This window comes from Paenibacillus chartarius (genome assembly GCF_042432825.1).
Taxonomy (GTDB): domain Bacteria; phylum Bacillota; class Bacilli; order Paenibacillales; family NBRC-103111; genus Gordoniibacillus; species Gordoniibacillus chartarius.
Window position 1 is genome coordinate 31,711 of record NZ_JBHLWN010000100.1, and the last position, 17,728, is coordinate 49,438.

Genomic DNA, 17,728 nt, shown 5'->3' on the forward strand with positions numbered 1-17,728 from the left:
ACTATGCGGCAAACAACAGCCCCCCAATCGCTTATGCCCTGTGTCCAAATCAAAAAAGCAGCGTGAGCACACTCACGCTGCCGAATCGACGTCTACCGCCGCCACCTTAAAACACCTTCGTCGTCCACTGCTCGCAATTCCATACTTCCGTCGCCACATCGCGGTAAAATTCCGGTTCGTGGGAGATCAGCAGTACGCTGCCCTTATACTCCTGCAGCGCCCGCTTCAGCTCGTCCTTCGCGTCAACGTCCAGGTGGTTGGTGGGCTCGTCAAGCACGAGCACGTTCGTCTCGCGGTTGATCAGCTTGCACAGGCGTACCTTGGCCTTCTCGCCGCCGCTCAGCACCGTAATTTTGCTTTCGATGTGCTTCGTCGTCAGACCGCACTTGGCCAGCGCGGCGCGCACCTCGAACTGCGACATGCCCGGGAACTCCCGCCATACGGAATCGATGCAGGTTTCGTCGGTTTTGCCCTTGTCTTCCTGCTCAAAGTAGCCGATGAACAGATGGTCGCCGCGCTCTACGGAGCCGCCCAGAGCAGGAATTTCGCCGAGGATGCTGCGCAGCAGGGTCGTCTTGCCGATACCGTTGGCGCCGACCAGCGCGATCTTCTGTCCGCGCTCCATGCGCAGCGAGACGGCCCGCGACAGCGGCTCGTTGTACCCGATGACCAGATCCCGCGTCTCAAAGATCAGCTTGCCCGACGTCCGCGCATCCTTGAACCGGAATTGCGGCTTCGGCTTCTCCTTGGCGAGCTCGATGACTTCCATACTGTCGAGCTTCTTCTGCCGCGACATCGCCATGTTGCGCGTCGCCACGCGCGCTTTGTTGCGCTGCACGAAATCTTTCAGCTCGGCGATTTCCTGCTGCTGACGCTTATAGGCCGACTCCAGCTGGGCCTTCTTCGCTTCATGCAGCTGTACGAAATTGTCGTAGTCGCCGACATAACGGTTCAGCTCTTGATTTTCCATATGATAAATCAAATTAATGACGCTGTTCAGGAACGGAATGTCGTGCGACACTAGAATGAACGCGTTCTCGTAGTCCTGCAGATAGCGCTTCAGCCATTCGATATGCTGCTCGTCCAAATAGTTCGTCGGCTCGTCAAGCAGCAGGATGTCCGGCTTCTCCAGCAGCAGCTTCGCCAGCAGCACCTTCGTCCGCTGTCCGCCGCTTAGGTCGTTAACGTCCCGGTCGAGTCCGATGTCGTCCAGCCCGAGACCGCGCGCGATTTCCTCCACCTTGGCGTCAATGACATAGAAGTCGTTATTCGTCAGCGTATCCTGAATCGTTCCGACTTCCTCCAGCAGTCGCTCGAGCTCCTCCGGCGACACTTCGCCCATCCGTTCGTACATCCCGTTCATCTCGGCTTCGAGGTCGGTCAAATATTTAAACGCCGTCTTCAGCGCATCGCGGATCGTCATCCCCCGCTGCAGCACGGAATGCTGGTCGAGGTAGCCGACGCGCACCTTCTTGGCCCACTCGACTTTGCCGGCATCCGGCTCCAGCTGGCCGGTAATAATATTCATGAACGTAGACTTGCCTTCGCCGTTGGCGCCGATCAGCCCGACATGCTCTCCCTTCAGCAAACGGAACGACACATCATTGAAGATCGCCCGGTCGCCGAAGCCGTGAGTTAGATTTTTCACCGTTAAAATACTCATCTATATGCACCTAGCTCCCCATAAGCTTGTTCAGTCTGCTTCATTATAAGGTGTCCGGCGTGCAAAACTCAACGGAGTATTTTGGTCGAAGCCGGGCGGGGACGGCAGGGATACGGAAAAAAAAGTCGAAATACTTAGAGAAACGTGTCGAAAGCGGCTGGAGGGGAACAAAGCTGATCACAGTCAAGGTTGTAACGAACATCTCGGCGCCGATTGACGTCGTGTTCGATTTGGCGAGGGACATCGATGTGCACAGCCAAACGGTGTGGAAGCATACGAAGGAACGGGCCGTCGCGGGGACAACCAGCGGTCTGATCGAGCTGGGGGAGAGCGTGACGTTCGAGGCGACGCATTTCGGCGTCCGGCAGCGGCTTACCTCTCGGATCATCCGTATGGAGCGGCCGCATGTGTTCGTCGATCAGATGCAGCGGGGAGCTTTCAAGAGCATGATGCACATTCATGAATTTGCCGAGTCCGAAGGCGGTACGGTCATGACGGACGTGCTGCGTTTCGAAGCCCCGCTCGGCTGGCTGGGCCGTCTGGCGGAACGGTGGGTGCTGAAGGACTATATGCGCCGCTTTCTGGAAGACCGCAACCGGGAGCTGAAGGCGCTGGCGGAAATGCAGGGATAGACGTCATGAGCGAGTTCTACCGGCAGTATATTTAGATGAAGGATTTTATTTTTCAATAGGGAAGGGGCCTGAACGACGATGTGGACGCGCGCGATGCTGAAGGAAAGAGCCAAGGCCGTGCTGAAAGGCTCGTATTGGAAGGCGTTTCTGGTCGGTTTGGTCATGGTCGTTGCAGGCGGACAGTCGGGCGGAGGAATTTCGCTGAATTTCGGCGGATTGCCGTTTGGCGGAGGGGATAATCAGGGTCGCGGCGGCTTCGACTGGAGCTCGGAAGGGACGAGCGGGCTCGGAGGCGGGGTTGAATTTTTAGCGCTGTTTATTGCGATTTTCGCCGTCATTTTTCTTGTGGTGCTGGCGTTTGTGCTGGCGTATCGGATTTTTTTGGGCTTCCCCATCGAGGTTAGCTCGCGGCAGTATTACAAGCAGGCCTCTCTGGGCGATGTGAATTTGAATTACTTGGGACATGTGTTTAACCGGATTGCTTACTGGCCGATCATCAAGGCGATGCTGCTCCGCGGTGTTTATACGTTCTTGTGGACACTTCTGCTCGTTATTCCGGGTATTGTAAAATCGTACGCTTACAGTATGGTCCCCTATCTGCTTGCAGACAATCCGCACATCGGCACGAGCCGTGCGATCGAGCTCAGCGAGAGGATGTGCAAGGGCCAGAAGTGGCGTATGTTCGTGCTGGATCTGTCGTTTATCGGCTGGTTCCTGCTGGGGCTGCTCGCCTGCGGCGTCGGCGTACTGTTTGTACAGCCGTATGTGAATCAGACGAAGGCTGAGCTGTATTTGACGCTGCGTCAGGATGCATTGGAGCAGGGAATGACTACGCCGGAGGAGCTGCGGCTGGCGTAAACGGCGGTGAGCGGCAGGGTGATCGTTACCAGCTTCGGAGGTTATCTGCCGGCTGGCCTTATAACTGGCAATCGTCAGACTTGTCGTTGATCGTACTTAGAAGGCGATAAAGCAGCCGGTTGATCATTGCTGCGATCGGAGGGATTAAAGTGCTCTTCTGGTTTTTTGTCGGTATGGTCGTCCTGCAGCTGGTGCTGTCTGGTCTTGGCCTTCCGGTGCTGATCATTGTAGACGTCGCTTTAGCCCTCACGCTGCTGTTTGCGATTTATCGGCGGCTCGGCGACATCGCTAGCGGAGACTATCGGCGGGAGGCGGAGGAGAAGCGAGCTCGGCTGGAGCGGCTAATGCAGGCCGAAGCGGAGGAGGCAGCGCGGTCGAAGCAATGGGACGAGACCGATCTGCCGTCGCGCAAAGACATCAGGGAGCTTGCAGACGAGGAAGACAAGTAGCGCATAGACAGGAGCTTATTCTTCGTAGGAGGAGTAAGCTCTTGTTTGTGTTACGTATAGGATTGCGCGCGTTTATGCTGCAAATATCGACTAGGAGGCGTGTTTCTTACCGCATGTCGGCTTGCGGGTGTTAAGTGAAAATAAAGTGTTAGACTGAATGCCTTGATTTGGCGCCGATTATCGTAGTTAGAAAGGTCAGCTTCATAAAAATAAGTAATAGACTGGATTAAAAACAGCAGGTAGCTTAGGACTGAAAAATAAAGCCCTAGACTACCGCTGTTCTATTGAACTAACATTTCCCGTTAGCTTAATTGCGGTTTTGCTTTTTTATTATTTCAATTAATCGATATATAGCATCTTCAAGTATCTTGCTTTGCCTTACTTGACGTGACATATGTAAGTTAATGCTGATCAATGTAAGCACCATAATAACCAACAACACTATAATTGCTGTAGAAAAAAAGTCCAAACGCTAGACCTCCTATTGTTTTGACTGGCCGACTGCCGCCGTACTATCGTTCCCAGTTAGTACAATGACTTTCCCCTTAATCGGAAGAATGAATAACTGGTAATACAGATACCTCCAGCCAAGGTCTTTCCCCAGAAGTCATAAGTAAACACGGGAAAAAACTCCCACATATTCGTTGGTCCTGACATAGGGCTATTGTTGTTGTAGGGGTAAGCAAAAATGGATGGTGCAAAGGAAATAACAATTAGAGCTATTCCGAGTATCAGACAGATGAAATGAACTACTTGCTTCACCATTCCGTCCTCCATGGATCTTTCTTGGACTATTAACACCCTAATTACTATACCATATATTGGAACTATCCTGCCCGTTTAACTTAATGGCGCGGCGGTAGTCTAAAACTTTATTTCCTCAGTCTACAACTATATTTTCACAGTCTTACACTTTATTTTTCAGTCTTATACTTTATTTTCATTGAACAGCGGGAACGGATAACGGAGCGAAACGGGCAGGCGGAACTCATTGATAATTGAGCTAACGGAACGTCGGTGCTTTATTTGGCGGAAAACAATCCCTTTCGAGAGGCCTACGGAACGACGATCTCTTTTTTTGTTCAAATATCCACCTCACTTCGACAAACCTCGCAAATGACAGTCACGGGCACACAACGTGACGCGTCACTGCGGAAATTATGATCATAGTCTCTAGCTCCTGCCAGGCAAATATTGGATGATGGACGATGAGTTATGTGCGCGCACTCAAAACCCATTACGGCTAGGAGTTGAAGCGAAGTGAGGCTTCGTGCCAAAGCAATCTTGTCTCATGTTCTTATTGCTGCGCTGCTCGGCGGGCTGATCCCGAAGGCTGCCGCCGATACGACGATTCCCTTGAGTGAGGAGGAGCAAGCGCTTCTCTCGAAAATGGTGGCGCAGAACCTGAACGTGACTTCTGCAGTTTACGGTCAGGCCCAACAAGCCGCGGTACTGGAAGCGCCTGTATTGGACCCGCTGCCTGCGGTCGGGAATAAAAAGTCCTTGCTGATCAAGGGCTCGGCTGCAGTCGGTGCAAGCATTCAAGTATATCGAATCGAAGGCGAGCAGCGGATCGTGGCCGCAAACACAGTGACAGACGAAGAAGGGCGGTTCACCGCAACCGTTACTTTGGCGGATGAGGGCGCGTACCGGTTCGCCGCGGCGGCAACGCTGGACTTTCTCGCGTTCAGCCCGCTGTCCGAGACGGTTCAGACCGAGCTCGATACGATCCCGCCCGATCGTCCCACCAATGGGACCTGGGTCATGCCCGAGCCGGGGATCATCGCCTTGCAATGGTCGCCTCCAAGCGGAGAAGCAGTAGACAAATATATCGTATCGCGAAACGGTATCAAGCTGGCCGAGACGGGAGAAACCTTCTACCAGGACTACACCCAGGAGCCGGGAGCTTTCTATCGCTACAAAATATATGGGGTTGACGCGGCAGGCAACGGGACGGATTATTACAGCTTGCAGATCGCCGCCGGGATTCCCGAGCACGAGCTGAATCGTTTGAATCCTGTAACCCATGGAGCCGATGTGCTGCAGGCGATCGTTAGCGGCAATGGAGTCTATACGGCGATTGCAGAGTCGGCGGCTGTCGAAGAGGAGCAGCAAAAGCAATGGCTTCATCTCGTTAACCTGCAAACTTCGGCGAAGGAACCGGTCTTCGAAGCGTCCGCCGAGGCGGAGACGATCAAGGACATCACCATAAGCGAAAATGGCGATGTTCTCGCCTTCACGGCCGGAACGGACGGGAAGACCGGGGCGCTCTATGTGTATGACCGCGCTGCCAAGCTTCTGAAGCCCGTGCCGGGAGCGGAAAGCGGCGTGATGAAAGCGCAGACGCTTCTGGACGGCTCGGCGGTGCTGTTCGTGCAATCCGGAGTCGGCGGCACACCGGACCTCTACCGGTACGAGCGGGCTCAAGACCGTGTCACCAAGCTGCCTAGGCCTGAGCCCTGGGATCAGACGGTGAACGAATTCGCTTTCTCGGCAAACGGCAGTATGTTCGCCTACTCTCATGAGTACGATGACGGGTATCGGAACGCCCTCTACGCTTACGATCTGGACAACGGGGCTACGGAAAAAATCAGCGACGACAGCCTCCGGCCGGTACTAAGCAGCGATGGACGATACATGATGTATGTCGGCGACGGTGTTGAGCTTTACGACCTCGTTTCGCATAGCAACGCTGAGCTGCAGGAAGGCTCCGGCGAGGACGACTATGTCCCGATGCAGGTGAGCGATGACGGAAAACAGGCTGTATTTTCCATACGCGACCTGTTTGATGAAGACGGCAAAAACCGTCTCGTCCTCATGAATGTGGAGGAAGGCAGCAAGCTTGGGCTGGGCAACCCGGCGACGCTGAAAGGAAAGGCCAGCATGACGAAGGATGGCGAAACGATTCTTTACGTCGATCAGGATACGTCCAAGCGGAGCGGCGGCCGCTTCCCGACTGCCGCCTACAAGTATTGCCTGACCGATTGCCAGTCGGCGCCTCCGGAAGATAAGCTGATCGTCGACGTGTTTTGGATGGCTGATTCTTACAGCGCCCGCCAAGCATCGCTCGGTGAACATGTTGCCGTTCGTATGGAAGGCGCATCGGGCAGCGAAGTATCGATGGATGTTGTGTACCAAGAGGTGTCCCCGGATTCCGAGGTGCGAACCGAGCGGACGAAGCGGGTTGCCATGACGGAATCCGCGCCGGGCACTTACAGGGCCGAGCTGCTTCTCGAGGAAGGAATGGCGGAGATCACCTCCGTTCGCGTCACCGCGACGAAGGACGGACGGACGGCGGACCAGACGGCAAGCCATCTTCCCCTGCAAGTATCCGGCAAACTGAACGTGAAGCTGGAGGCTCCGGCCGGGGCCAAGCTCGAAGGCGCCAACGTTCACGCCTGGAGTACGGCTCGGTATTCGGGACGAAGTGCTGTGCTCGACGCTGCAGGGCAAGCGTCGCTGGCGCTCGCAGCCGCTTCCGATTATCACGTGCTGGTGCAGGGACCGGACGGACAGCGTTGGGCGGATACGTCTTCCCATGCTCTGCAGGTCCGGCAAGGCTTGACGGCGGAGGTAAGCTTGCCTGTACGGATTCCTGCGCTGCTGCAGGCGACAGTCAAGAACGATCAGAACCGTCCGATTCCGGGTGCGGTCATTACGATCCGGGATCGCGGCAGCTCCGAACGGCTGGCGGCGATCATGACGAACGAAGACGGCTATGCTTCGATTCCGGTCGGGTATATCGGTCAAGAGGTGCTGGTCGAAGTCCGCAATCCCGGCTTGTATGAGCACCCCGAGCCAAGGTCCGTCACGTTAGCGCAGACGAATCCGCTGACCTGGCAGGCGGGAATTGCAAAGGCTCCGGTCAGCGGTCTGGTCACCGATGAACAGGGCCGTCCGGCCAAGAACGTAACGGTGATCGTTACGCAGCCGGGCTTCCGCGATACCGCCGTAACGGGTGAAGACGGCATGTACGCCATGCAGGCAGCGATCGGTCCGGTTCATATCGAAGCCGCGCAGGAGATGTCGCCGTTCTGGGTAACCGCTCAGGCGGAGCCAATGACCATTCCCCGCGAAGGCGTGGTGAAGAATCTCCAGGTATCCTCCAAAGGACAGGCGGAGGTCGCCTTCGAGCTCTGGGTGAAGGAGGTCGGCGTCGAATGGCGGTCGATTGAGATGAACCCTTTGCTCGCCAGCTCGAACAGTTACCGTCTGTCGCTGATGAGAGCACAAACCGACGGATCTGGCTGGTCGCCGGTCGCGTCTCAGACACGAGACAACAAGCTGTTGTTCGAAGCAAGATCCGGCGAGCAAATTCGTTTATGCGCCAGCGGGGTATATCAGCAATTCGCGACCGCCTGTCAGGAGCTTACATTAAGCGAGGAGCGCAAGGCGGAGACGGAGCTTCGTTTGGCGGAATTCGGCGAAGTTCGGGGGACGATCGTTACGGAAGGCGAACGGCCCTGGTACCAAACGGTTATCGCTTATCGTCTGGATGCGGCCGGAAAGACGGTCGGGAGCGGGATGTCCTTCAGCGGCGCCTCGCCGTTCCGCTGGAATTTCCCGGAATCCGGCCGCTACTTGATTACGGTTCATACCACTTATTTGAACGGGAAGAGGTCTGTACTTCATAGAGAAATTGAGGTTGAAGCCGGGGAGTCGACCGATATCGGGCAGCTCACCGTCCAGCCGCCGGGAAGATTTGCGGGCGTAGAGGGCAATGCTCTGCACATGGTGACGAACGAGGCGGCGAAGGGCGGTACCGTCTCGCTGCGCGGAACGTTCCTCGTACAGGGCGCTCCTCCTGTCGAAAATGCCGAGCTGCTGCTATCCGTGCCAAGCGGCGCAACCCTGCAGGAAGCAAGCGTGACCCTGGACGGAGTTCCGGCTCAGGCGATCAAGCAATCGGATTCGCTCTATACCATCCCGCTGGGGGATATTGCGCCGGGTCGTTCCGGAGTCGTCACGTACCGGCTGAAGCTGGATGAGAATATGGAGGCGGATGCGGTCCAGGCAAGCTTGGACATTCGCTACGGTCCTGCTGCGGCTCGCATTACGGAGACGATCGGTACCGTTACCGCTCCGATCATCGGAACGACGCTGGATGCCCCGGCATCGATCAATTCTTTATCGCTTGTCGTATCGGGCCGGGCTCCGGCTAACAGCCGAGTGCTGGTCTACGACCAGGAGCAATTGCTCGGAGAGACGCAAAGCTCGCCGGGCGGCTATTGGAAGCTGGAGATTACGCTAAAGGACAAAGTGCTGCAGCCGCTCCACGGCTTGGAAGCCAAATCAATCGAAGCTGACGGCACGGAGCTGATCTCCAAAGAACGGATCGTCGAATACGATCCTACCGCGCCGCAGCCCGCACTGCTCCGAATCAACGGAAGAGCCGCCGATTTGCAACAAGGTGCGCCGCGGGTAGTGGTCCGTCCAGGCCTGATGTATTTTGTACTGGACTTTGAGCACCCCGAACGGGTGAAAGATGCCCGGCTGCATGTAGGGCAGCATGAAGTCGGATTAAGTCCGAGGAAAGAAGGCGGACTGATCGGCATGCTCAACACATCAAATGGACTCGGATCCGTATACTTGGACTACGATGTCGCCCCGAGGCCGTTCGCTCCGCCGGAGGCTACCTACGAAGAAATGCGGGCATCGCTGCCGAAGGCGTTTCAAGAGATGAAGACAGAGCTGGAGCCGGCCAGGGCGGCCGATCCGAAGACAGGAACGGTGTACTCCCCGAAAGCCGTCATTACGTCGCCAAGCATGCCGCAGGTGAGGATGGAGACGGAGCTGAGCGTAACCCCGGCGCCTGACTTTGTGCCGGAGCCGCTGCCGGACGGGGCTCCGCCGATCTACAATTTGAAGGTGAACCGGAGCATTCAGGGCTCGAGCATGAAGCTCGAAATCGATGCCTACACGACGGTTGAAGAGCTCGGCCCCGAGCTGAAGACCGCCATGAATGCGAAAGCGAGTCTAAAGGGCGTCCGGCTGCATATTCAGGAGAATATTTTCAATTATTACGATCTGTACGACACGATCACATCCGCAATCGATTATAAGGATCAGTTGCAGGATTTGGAAGATCTTATGAATGAGATCGAGGGCATCGATTGCTTGCCGCAGAGCCGAATTCCCTATTACGACAAGGCGCTTGTCAACTTGGCGGACCATTACCTGGGCAATCTCGTATGGAATTACACCGGAACGTTGACCGGCATTGCGTTTGCCGCGTCGGGCTTCGGCATCGTCGCCGGCCTTGTCGTTACCGCGGTCACTTTCGCTGTCAGCTACGCGCAGAAACAGCAAATCGAGAAGGAATATGAAAAGCTGAAGGCCGACATCGAAGCTGACAAGAAAGCCGCTGCCGCCGATCCCGAATGCAAGAAGGAACCGAAGGACAAGAGCGAAGAGCCGGAGCGGCCTGACCGTCTGCCGCCGGGACTGCCGATCTGTTATCCGATCTACATCTACGATCCGAGCGGGTATGTGTACGAAACGGTGCCGAGCAACCGGATTTTCGGTGCGACGGCTACCGTGTTTCAGCAAAATCCCGAAGACGGCCAGTGGATGCCGTGGAACGCCGAATGGTTCGGCCAGGTGAACCCGCAGACGACGAACGGCGAAGGCAAGTACGGCTGGGACGTTCCGGAGGGCTGGTGGAAGGTCCGCTACGAGAAGGAAGGGTATGAAACGGCCTGGAGCCGGGAGCTGGAAGTGCTGCCGCCGCATTTTGACGTGAACGTTCCGCTTCTTTCCCGGGCGGCGCCGGAGGTCGAGTCGGTGTATGCGGTGGAGCAGGGCGGTAAGTTGCAGGTGAATTTCAGCAAATATATGATGCCGGAGACGCTGCAGGCCGATTCGTTCGCGCTGACCCGTACGGTGAACGGGGCCGAGCAGCCGATCGCTGTTCAGGTAGAGCCGTGGCGAGTCGAGAAGGATCCGCAAAACCGCGAATGGGCGCGTGCAGTCCTGCTGACGCCGGCTGCGCCGTTCACACCGGGAGAGAAAGTGCGGGTGCGCATCGATACGGCTCCGGCCAGCTACGCCGAGGTACAGCTGGGAAGTCCTTACGATGCCGAGGTGGAAATAAACGTTAACTTGCCGGTACCGCCGGATGCGGTCGGTGAGGCGGAGGCGATTCCGGCCGCGGATGCGCTTATGGTACAGTGGTCCGATGAGGCGGCGCCGCTGGAGAAGGTACGGGTATATTGGAAAATGAAAGACGGCGGCGCCGCGGAGCAAATGTCCGGGGATCTGGAGAAAGGTTTGCGGTCATATGCGATCACAGGCTTGCAGCCGGACACGGAATACGAGCTTCGTATCGTTACCGTCGATCAGCATGGAACGGAATCGCCCGGTGTAAGGACGACAGGCCGGACGCTGAAGGAACTGCAGCTCGCAGCCGACCGCGAACCGCCCGGTGAAGTTCAGGCAGCATCTGTTGCAGTCAAGAACCGCAAGCTGGAGCTGAGCTGGACCGACCCGAGCGAGCTCGATTTCGCGGAGGTTCTGGTACATGTGAAGCGTCCGGGCGCTGCGGATTACGAAGAGCCCGTTCGGGTGCCGAAGGGAACGTCAAGCTACACGACGGCCGAGCTTGCGAACGGACGGTATGAGCTGAAGCTGACGGCCGCCGACATCAGAGGGAACGAGTCCGCCGGAGTCAGCCTATCCGCTGTTGTTTCCACCGGCGGGACCGATTCGGGAGACGGAAATTCCGGTTCCGGCGGTGGCGGTGGCGGCGGTGGAGTGCCTCAAGAAAATTCACAGAATGATCCGACCGTAGAATTCATCGATGCGGCTGCAGGAGGCGGAACGTGGAAGCTGTTCGACGATTCCTTGCGGTTGACTTTACCGCAAGGAGCGCTCGCAGGCGGCGTCAAGCTGAAGGTCCGCAAAGATAAGGAAGCGGCCGTGCCGTCCGGAAGCGGCATGACGAAGGCCAGCGCAAGCTTCATCGTCGGGTCGGAAGCTCAAGCCGAGCTGCTGAAGCCGCTGACGATCGGCATCCGTTACGATGCGGATGCGGTCCGCGGCCAAGATGCCCGCAAGCTTGGGCTCTATCGCCTCGAGGGCAGCGGAAACGGCAAACGCTGGGTGTATGCCGGCGGTGTTGTTCTGCTCGAGCAGGGCTTCGTGGAAAGCGCCGTTACCGGTTTCGGCACGTATGCCGTCATGCTGTATGACCGCAGCTTTGCCGATCTGCAGGGGCATTGGAGCAAAGCGGAGGTCGAGCTGCTCGCCAGCCGGCATATGATTGACGGTACGTCCGGCGAACGGTTCGAGCCGGATCGCGGGATTACGAGGGCAGAAGCCGCCAAGCTGCTGCTTGGCCGGCTGGAGCCGGCAGGCTCCGGCGGCAGCGGAGCGTTGCCGCTGCCGTTCCGGGATGTGCCCGCCGAAGCCTGGTACGCCCCTTATGTGCGGAGGGCGGCGGAGCTCGGCTTGATCGAGGGCGCGGACGGTCTGTTCCGTCCGGACGACCGGGTGACCAGAGAGGAACTGGCCGTGCTCATGTACCGGGCGGCGCACGGTACGAAGCAGCCGCCGCAAACGGATGACATCCTCGGCTCTTTTGCGGATGCGGACACCGTAGCCGCATGGGCGAGGCCGGCCGTTGCCTTCGCAGTCCGGGAAGGATGGATGCAGGGAACGGGCGGCGGCAAGCTTCAGCCGCAGGAGGGCGCGACAAGAGCGCAGACGGCGGCGCTGCTGCTCAGAGTGCTCGATTCCATGGAGAAAATCAGCAGGTAATGTCGAAAAATCCCGACACACTTCCAAGCGAAGTGTTGTCGGGATTTTTTTTGCACGGAACGCACAAACCCTTTAATACCGCGGCTTGCAAGGAAATGTTAAGCCGCAAGAAAGTGATACCCGCCCCCGGGTCCGGGTGCAAGAATGTGTGCTTGCCCGCAAAGCGGAGCGAAAGTATCGTAAGGTCATACCCGAGGTACACGGCGAAGGAGAGACTCTTATGAACATAACGGCATTTCAACATCCGGAGGTTCAATACCGCATTCATCCGTTCTGGTTCTGGAACGGGGATATGGATGAGCGGGAGATGGAGCGCCAGATCGAGGAGATGGCTGCCCAGGGCGTCGGCGGATTTTTCTTATGCGCACGGCAGGGGATGAAGGTTTCGTATTTGTCCCAATCCTGGTTCGATAAAGTGAAGTTTGCCATCGAGGCGGCCAAGAAGCGCGGCATGCATGTATGGCTGTACGACGAGTATCCGTACCCGAGCGGCATTGCCGGCGGCGAAGTGACGCTGCTGCACCCCGAGGCGAAGCATCAGACGCTCGAGGTAACGCAGCGGAAGGCGGGCGGCGGCGAGCAGGTGTCGCTGGAGCTGCCGTGGGCCCGCGTCCTCCATGCGAAGGCGGTGCCGGTTACGGCGGCAGGGCAGAAGCTGTGGGATCGCGCTGTCGACCTGCAGGCCTCGATCGGTAACTATCAAGCGGATCCCGTGTTCCAGAAGACAGGACTTACGACATATAACCAGAAGCGGTTCTTCACGTACCGCACCATCTTCCGGCTGGACTGGACGGCGCCGGAGCTTGAAACGGGAAGCGAGTGGGAAGTAGCCGTCTATCAGGAGAAGGAAATCGAAGACTTCAAATACTACGGGACGTTCGTCGATCCGTGCCACCGGGAAGCGATGCAGACGTTCATCCGGCTCACGCACGAGCGGTACGAGCAGGCTGTCGGAGACGAATTCGGCGCAACCGTGAAAGGGATGTTCACCGACGAAATCGGTCTGCTCGGAACGAATCCTTGGTCGCCGCAGCTGCCGGCGCGCTTCCTCGAGCGCAACGGGTACTCGCTGATCGACCGGCTGCCGGCGCTTCACAATGCGGATTACCCGGACGCCGCCAAGATTCGCTACGACTATTATCAAACGCTGCACGAGATGCTCTGCGAATCTTACCACGAGCCTGTGCACGACTGGTGCGACGAGCGCGGCTTGGAATACGTCGCCGAAGTGCCTTCGATCCGGATGACGACGCAGCGTTACAGCCATATTCCGGGCGGCGACAGTGCGCACGAGAAGCTTGGCCGACCGCTTGATTGGATCTTGCGGCGTTATGCGCTCAGCTTCCGCGACAATCCGAAGATGACGAGCTCGATCGCCCGCCAGCTCGGACGGGAGCGGTGCTTGAACGAAAGCTTCCACAGCGTAGGCTGGTCGATGAACCTGCAGGACGCCAAGTGGATGATCGACCGGATGGCGGCGCTGGGCATTAACTTTCAAAATTTCCATGCCTTCTTCTATACGATTGACGGCATGACGCAGCATGACGCGCCGCCGTCGCAATTTTATCAGAATCCGTATTGGCCGCACTTCCGGCAGCTCGGCGACTACACAGGCCGCATCTGCTATATGATGAGCCAGGGCGTTGCCGACATCCGCATCGCCATGCTGGATCCGACAACAACGCTGTGGGCGCATATGGCGAATCCGCTGCACCACTTCGATTACTGCGGCCGAGACCCGCAGGAGAAGGAGAAGCTGCAGCAGCTGAAATCCGATTGGCAGTCGCTGCACGTGCACCTGCTGAAGGATCGGCGCGACTTCGACCATCTCGATCCGGAGCTGCTGGCGGAGGCTGTCGTCCTAGACGGTACTCTCCGGATTGGGAAAGCCGTTTACTCTGTACTGATCCTGCCGCCGGTCTCGAATCTGGAGCAGAAAGCCTGGATGAAAATTCAGGAATTCCTGAACGGCGGAGGCAAGGTCATCGGCTTCGGCTTGCTGCCTTACCAAGCGATAGACGCGGAAGGCGCGGCGCATCGGGAAGCACTGGAGACGTTCGGACTCGGGCAGGACACTCAGTCGACGTACTGGAACGGGGAGACGGCGCAAAGCGAGCGCGAGACCCTTATAGCCAAAGGCGACAAGGAAGCGCATTTCATTACGCGGCTGGGCGGCCAGCCGGTGGAGCCTGCTCTGAACGAGCTGAGCGCGCTGTTGAACCGGCTCCTGCCAAGAACGGTGAAACTGGAGAGCAGCAGCGGCGCGGAAGCGCAGCCGGTGTTCCTGAAGCAAGATCGGCGCATGTCCGAGTACGAATATATCGTATTTGTCACCAATCAAGAAGGCGCAAGCCATGAACTGCAGCTTCGCATTGATCCGAGTCTTATCGGACCGGAATGGGCTGACGCCGCTATCACGGTTGACAGGCTGGATATCGAAACGGGCGCCGAGCAGCCGCTTCATGCGGAGCAAAGCGACGACGGGAGCTTGATCGTCCCGCTGACGTTCGCCCCGTATGCGTCGCATACGGTACGGTTGACGCGCGGCGGCGAAGCCCGGAAAGCTGCGGAGCCGAAAGCTCTATGGAGATGGAGTCTCCCCGCGGAGGCGGATTGGAAGCTGAAGGCGCTGCAGCCGAACGCACTGCGTATCGACCGGTTCCAGCTTAAGGTCGGGGATGTTCCGGCGGTATTGGTGCAGGCGAAGAGCTTCATTGACCAATGCGCCGATATCGGCGAGCAGCACGCCCTGCCGGTATCCTTCAGCCAAGTGTTCGGGGTGCCGAAGAAGACGGCGCTCGCTTATCCGCTGCAAGCCGAATATACGGTCCGCTTCTTCGTGGAGCACGTACCGGCCGGCTGCAGCCTGCTGATGGATGAAACGGCGATATCCGGAGAATTTACGCTGACGCTCAATGGCACGGATTTCCATCGCGGAGACTTCCGCAAACAGCTCGTTTACGATTACGCCAATACGATGTGCGGCATCCAACATGCACTTGTGCAAGGCTGGAATGAGCTGACGGTTCGCATTGATATAGAGCATGACTGGGACGGCATCGTCGACGCGATCTACTTGTACGGTGACTTCGGCGCATCGTTCGACGAGCAAGGATGTGCGGTCGTTACGGCGCCGCCGCAGTCAGCGGCAACACTGACGGAGCCTCGCTACTACGAAGGCTACCCGCACTACGCCGGTACGCTAAGCTTCACGTCATCCTTTGCACTCGAAGGGCTCCCGAACAACGACGCATTCGAGCTCGGTTTCGACGGCTGGGACGTTCACGACTTGGTAGAAGTGCTGGTGAACGGTCAGCCGCTCGGCATCCGTCCTTGGTCCCCATACGTCTGGACCGGGCCGGTCAGCCTGCTGAAGGAAGGCGGCAACGAGGTGGAGGTTCGCGTAACGGGCACACTGATCGGTTTGCTCGAAGGAAAATATTTTGATTACCGGGAGCACCGGGTCATCGATATCTAAACGAAAGGAGCACTCACTATGGCTAACATTCAATCGACTTCCGCGGTGCCGGCTTCCGGAGGAGGCCGCAGCTCCGCCGCCAAGCGCGGCAAGCTCGCCCTGCTGTGGAGGGAAATCGTCAAAAGCAAATATTTGTACCTGCTCGCTTTACCGGGGATCGTCTTCTTCCTTATTTTCAAGTACATCCCGATGTTCGGTATCGTGATCGCGTTCCAGAACTATTCGCCGATCGGCGGTATCATGAACAGCCCGTGGGTCGGCTTCCAGCACTTTGAGCGGTTTTTCTCGAACCCGGATTTTCTGCTGCTGTTCCGCAACACGATGGGCATCTCGCTCATGAACCTGATCTTCTTCTTCCCGCTGCCGATCATCGTCTCGCTCTTCCTGAACGAGCTGCGCAGCGAGATGTACAAGAAGTCGTTGCAGACGATCGTCTATATGCCGCACTTTATGTCCTGGGTTATTATTTCCGGCTTGACCTTCCTGCTGTTCGCCACCGGCGAGGGGTTGTTCAACAAAGTATTGACCGCGATCGGCGCGGAGCGCGTCGACGTGCTGTCCAATCCGGACATGTTCTGGATTATGCTGACGATCCAGTCAATCTGGAAGGAAGCCGGCTGGGGCACGATCATCTTCCTGGCCGCGATCGCCGGCGTCGATCCGCAGCTGTACGAAGCGGCGCGCATGGACGGAGCGGGCAGACTGCGCCAAATCTGGCACGTGACACTGCCGGCCATCCGCAGCGTCATCGTCGTCATGCTCATTCTCCGCCTCGGACATATTATGGACGTCGGCTTCGAGCAAATCTTGCTCATGTATAACGGCGCCGTATCCGAGGTTGCGGAAGTGTTCGATACGTACGTATACCGCGTCGGTGTCCAGCAGGCGCAGTTCAGCTACAGTACGGCCGCTGGTTTGTTCAAATCCGTTGTCGGCCTTACGCTGGTCGTTATTGCCAACAAGCTCGCTAAAAAATTCGGCGAAGAAGGCGTGTACTAAAAGGGGGTGCGGTTCACATGAAAAGATCGTTAAACGACCGTATATTCGACGCATTCAACGTGACGCTGCTCGGCCTCGTTGCTATCGTCACCATTTTCCCGCTCTACTACGTATTCGTTGTATCCTTTACGGACCCGACGGAATATTTGAAAAACAACCTCATCTTGTTCCCGAAGAAATGGTCGCTGGCTTCGTATGAATATTTGCTCGGAACAAAGGCGTTCATCGGCTCCCTGTGGAACAGCGTCGTGCTTACGCTAGTCGGCACGGCCTGCTCGCTCGTCGTCACCGCGGCGCTCGCCTATGCGTTATCCCGCAAGCGGCTGCCGGGACGCAGCACGTTCATGCTGCTGATTCTGCTGACGATTTTGTTCTCGCCGGGCATTATTCCGAACTACTTGCTGGTCCGTAATCTGGACCTGATCAACAGCATCTGGTCGCTTATTCTCCCGACCCTGGCAAGCGGCTGGAACGTGATTCTGATGAAAAACTTCTTCGACGGCATCCCTGCGGAGCTTGAGGAGTCGGCGTCCATCGACGGGTGCAACGACATCACGACGTTCATCCGCATCATTTTGCCGCTGTCGCTGCCATCCCTTGCGGCATTCGGTTTGTTCTACGCCGTCGGTTACTGGAACACCTTCTTCAATGCGCTGATTTACTTGACGGACGCTTCGAAATGGCCGATTCAAGTGCTGCTGCAGAACATTCTTCTGAATTCGCAAAGCAGCGAGCTCGGCATGGCCGCTTACGTTGAGGCGCCGCCGGCGGAGACGCTGAAGATGGCTGCCGTCGTTGTCGCTACGCTGCCGATCCTGCTCGTCTACCCGTTTCTTCAGAAGCATTTTGCCAAAGGCGCGATGGTCGGTTCGGTCAAGGGGTAATTCGTTTC

Annotated in this window: 8 protein-coding genes; 7 read left to right on the plus strand and 1 reads right to left on the minus strand. The window is 57.3% G+C overall.

Going from position 1 to position 17,728, the window contains the following annotated elements:
* Positions 1–106: 106 nt before the first annotated feature.
* Complete coding sequence (locus ACFFK0_RS24845) at positions 107–1,663, minus strand: ABC-F family ATP-binding cassette domain-containing protein (RefSeq protein ID WP_377473081.1); 1,557 nt, start codon at positions 1,661–1,663, stop codon at positions 107–109.
* Between the two features lie 59 nt (positions 1,664–1,722).
* Between ACFFK0_RS24845 and ACFFK0_RS24850 the strand changes: the two genes are divergently transcribed.
* The 7 genes from ACFFK0_RS24850 to ACFFK0_RS24880 all read left to right on the plus strand — a co-directional run bounded on the left by ACFFK0_RS24850 (position 1,723) and on the right by ACFFK0_RS24880 (position 17,720).
* Positions 1,723–2,295 (plus strand): SRPBCC family protein, encoded by a 573-nt coding sequence (locus ACFFK0_RS24850; protein WP_377473082.1) that lies wholly within the window; start codon positions 1,723–1,725, stop codon positions 2,293–2,295.
* A 78-nt stretch (positions 2,296–2,373) separates the two neighbouring features.
* A complete protein-coding gene (locus tag ACFFK0_RS24855; RefSeq protein ID WP_377473083.1) occupies positions 2,374–3,153 on the plus strand; it encodes a DUF975 family protein in 780 nt (259 codons plus the stop codon).
* A gap of 119 nt (positions 3,154–3,272) precedes the next feature.
* On the plus strand, positions 3,273–3,602 hold the full coding sequence (locus ACFFK0_RS24860; protein WP_377473084.1) for a hypothetical protein: 330 nt from the start codon (positions 3,273–3,275) through the stop codon (positions 3,600–3,602).
* Positions 3,603–4,862: 1,260 nt separating this feature from the next.
* The gene (locus ACFFK0_RS24865; protein ID WP_377473085.1) at positions 4,863–12,359 is read left to right on the plus strand and encodes an S-layer homology domain-containing protein; all 7,497 of its coding nucleotides are present in this window, start codon (positions 4,863–4,865) and stop codon (positions 12,357–12,359) included.
* A 220-nt stretch (positions 12,360–12,579) separates the two neighbouring features.
* The gene (locus ACFFK0_RS24870; RefSeq protein WP_377473086.1) at positions 12,580–15,837 is read left to right on the plus strand and encodes a glycosyl hydrolase; all 3,258 of its coding nucleotides are present in this window, start codon (positions 12,580–12,582) and stop codon (positions 15,835–15,837) included.
* Positions 15,838–15,855: 18 nt separating this feature from the next.
* Positions 15,856–16,836, plus strand: coding sequence for an ABC transporter permease (locus ACFFK0_RS24875; RefSeq protein ID WP_377473087.1), 981 nt, complete (start codon positions 15,856–15,858; stop codon positions 16,834–16,836).
* A 17-nt stretch (positions 16,837–16,853) separates the two neighbouring features.
* Positions 16,854–17,720 carry a carbohydrate ABC transporter permease gene (locus tag ACFFK0_RS24880; RefSeq protein ID WP_377473088.1) on the plus strand — a complete coding sequence of 289 codons (867 nt, stop codon included), beginning with the start codon at positions 16,854–16,856 and terminating at the stop codon, positions 17,718–17,720.
* Positions 17,721–17,728: the final 8 nt, after the last annotated feature.